2 protein-coding genes and 1 pseudogene are annotated in these 3018 nt (G+C 51.3%); all 3 read right to left on the bottom strand.

From position 1 onward, the window contains the following. Nucleotides 1–1345, bottom strand: a pseudogene (locus VU18_RS13910) (S-layer protein); the annotation flags it as partial. A gap of 372 nt (nucleotides 1346–1717) precedes the next feature. Next, complete coding sequence (locus tag VU18_RS13915; protein ID WP_011232657.1) at nucleotides 1718–2497, bottom strand: hypothetical protein; 780 nt, start codon at nucleotides 2495–2497, stop codon at nucleotides 1718–1720. Between the two features lie 45 nt (nucleotides 2498–2542). Next, the coding region (locus VU18_RS20620; RefSeq protein ID WP_047758352.1) for a C40 family peptidase at nucleotides 2543–3018 on the bottom strand (476 nt) is incomplete at its 5' end.

Raw genomic sequence — 3018 nt, forward strand, 5'->3', positions numbered from 1 at the left:
CGGCGCCAAAGATTTTCAGCGTCAAGTCTTTATTCACCGGCACAGACGAGGAAGCGAGATTGATTGTCATTTCATCGTCGCCAGCCGTGAATTTCGGAGAAACCGAGATTTCGGTTGTTCCGTCGTACAGTTTAACTGTTCCTACGCTGGCAAGCGGTTCAGAGAATTTCACTTTCAGCGTCAAGCCGTTATCCGCGTAAGAAGACGACAGAACGCTCGGTCTTACCGAATCAGTCGTGTCAATCGTCGTCGTGTAGGCAGGCACATCTTTGCCGTCCAATGTCTTGACGTTTTTAATGTCGACAACATAGCGTTTCGTGAAAAATTGAGCGCCATCAGCCACTAATTTTAACGTTTTCTTATCATCGCTCAACGATGCCTTCACGGTGGAAACCGTTCCTTGGCCATCAATCGCCGTGAGCGTGATGGCGGTTGTTTTCACGACGTCATCGGACGTGTCGCTTGTGCCTTTGTTGTCGATTACTGTTGCGGCATCAACCGCTTTGTTAAACTTGATTTCCAATGTTTTTGCGTTAACAGCTGTTACGCTTTCCACTTTTGGAGGCAACGCCGCTTCATACGCCGCATTGGCGTCTTGTGCTGCTTTTTGCAGTTCAGCTTTGAACGCATCGGTTACTTTCGATACGTATTGGTTGACTTGGTCAAGCGCAGCTTTCGCTTTGTCCAAGTTGCCGGCTTTGACGGCGTCTTGCGCTTCACGAGCTTTCATGGCAACGGTGATGTCGTAGATCAAGCTGTCGCGCAATGCTTGAGCATCGGCTTTGAACGTCGAACGGAGGAGTTCGCGCGTCGTTTGGCCGTATACGCGATCAAGGATGACCGTGCGCGTTTTGAGCTCGTACGAAATTTTGTGGTAGAGCTCTTCTGCTTTTTTCAGATCTTTCGCATCGACGGCTGCTTTGAGTTCTTGACGCATCGCGTCTAATTTTGTCGCATAGTTGTAAGCGTCGATGTACGTAGCCACGCGCGCTTCGCCCGATTTCGGGTTGGCTTTGAATACATACGTTTCGTATGTAGCTTGCAAGTCAGCCAAATACGCGTCTTTTTTCGCGCCGCCGGCTTTGTTCACAACAGCGACAGCGTTCGCATACGCTTGTTTTGCTTTGTTGTAGGCTGCGTATACATCGTTAATGTCCGGGAATTGGCCCGTTTCCGTTACCGTGTGGCTGTACGTATAGTACGCTTGCTTCATTTGCGCTTTCGCTTGGCTGACGACCGTCGCAACGTCCGTGGCTGCTTGGGAAGCATGCGGGTTGGCTGCGACGAAAGCGCTCGCTGCTACAGCGCTGGCTGTGGCGAGTTTGACTGCTTTCTTTTTGTCCATAAAGCCCAAAATCCCCCTTCGTTTTTATGAAACTTTAGAGCAATGGGTACTAAACGTTTCCGTTTAGTAGATTCATTGCCTAAAAGGTGCTAACATCAACCAATATCATCCTTGACGGCTAGATGCTGGGCTGATTAGAAAGCCTAGCATCTGTTGCTAGCACTTGAGCATAATTCCTCAATGCTCCACGTCTCCTATAATAATACATTTTTCTTCTAAATTCTAGTCCTAAATACAAATTTTTTAGAGAATATGCCTTTGAAATTATTGCCATCGATGGCGACATTGATATGAATATGCCTGTAACAGAAATTTAGAACGATATTTTGGCAGTTTGATGGTTTTGGTTGGCAAACATTTTGTGCAAAAACATCAATCGTTTTTCTTCACCGTGACGTCCATCGGTTGGCCAAGCGTCATTTTGACGACGTCATAGCGGTCATTCAAGTACAAATCGAGAAAGCGGAACTGTCCTGCGAATTGTTCCGGGCTGTTCGTGATGGAAAATTGCAGCTGCATGGCGTAATCGCCGCTGTTGGCGAGCTGTTCGGCGATTTTTTCGATCTCTTCCTTCGGCACGTTGTACGCTTTTAAGTAAGAGATCGAGTCGGCGATCGCTTCGGCGTTGTCGTTGAAGAAAATGGAGAGCGTCACCGTTGCGCCGTCGATGCGGCCTTCAAGCGGCAATGACATATTTTGGCCGTATAAGTACCAGCCGAACAGACGATTTCCTTTTTGCCGCTCAATGACGAACGGAACGGATTCATTTCCTGCCTGAAGAATGTATTGCCCTTTCAATGAGCGGGCGACAAGGGCGAGAAGTTCGTCTTTTGTGAACGGCACGTATTGGATGGCGTCCCCTTGTTTGGCATACAGTCCACCGCCGAGGCTGTAATAGACGGCGCCGCCTGCCCGTTTTTGGCTGTAGACGCGATACTCGCGCCCTTGTTTCACCGTCATGGCGGTCTGCCATGCCGCTCCGTTCAGGCGGTATAGAGGCGTGTCGCGCAAAATGACGACTTTGCCGATCATGCCTTGTTTCCATTGGACTTGCCCCCATTGGACGGCGGCGTCAACTGTTTGTCCATTTCCTCCGAGGGCGATGGCGGCGGCGAGGCAGATGGCGGCTGCCATTTGGGATGCATGTTTCATCTTCGTTTTCCTCCTCATTTTGGTCATCGTTGTCGTTCCAGCATGCTAAAAGAACCGCTTCGCCCCCAAGTACCGCTGTTTCCAATACGATTGGTCGAGGCGGCTCGTCGTCACGCCGGTCGAAGCGCCGCTATGGATGAACTGGCCGTTGCCGATATAGATGCCGGCATGCGATGGGCCGTTGGTGGTCGTGGCGAAAAAGACGATGTCGCCGACTTCCGGGGCGGAAACCGATACGCCTGCATTCCACATCAAGGCGACGGTGCGCGGGATGGGGACGCCTTGTTGCTGGAACAGGTAGAAAATGAAGCCGCTGCAGTCAAATCCCTCTTCCGGCGCATCGCCGCCCCAAACGTATGGGGTTCCGAGCAACTCAGCCGCATCGGCGACGAGTTCGATGACGTCCAGCTTCGCCGCAGGGGCTTGTCCGATCAGGCGCTCGTATGTTTCGCCGTCAACAATGCCGGTCGCTGGGAGTTTGGCCGCTTGTTGGAAACGGCGGACGGCATCGGCGGTGGCAG

It is taken from the genome of Geobacillus sp. ZGt-1, from assembly GCF_001026865.1.
GTDB lineage: Bacteria > Bacillota > Bacilli > Bacillales > Anoxybacillaceae > Geobacillus > Geobacillus thermoleovorans.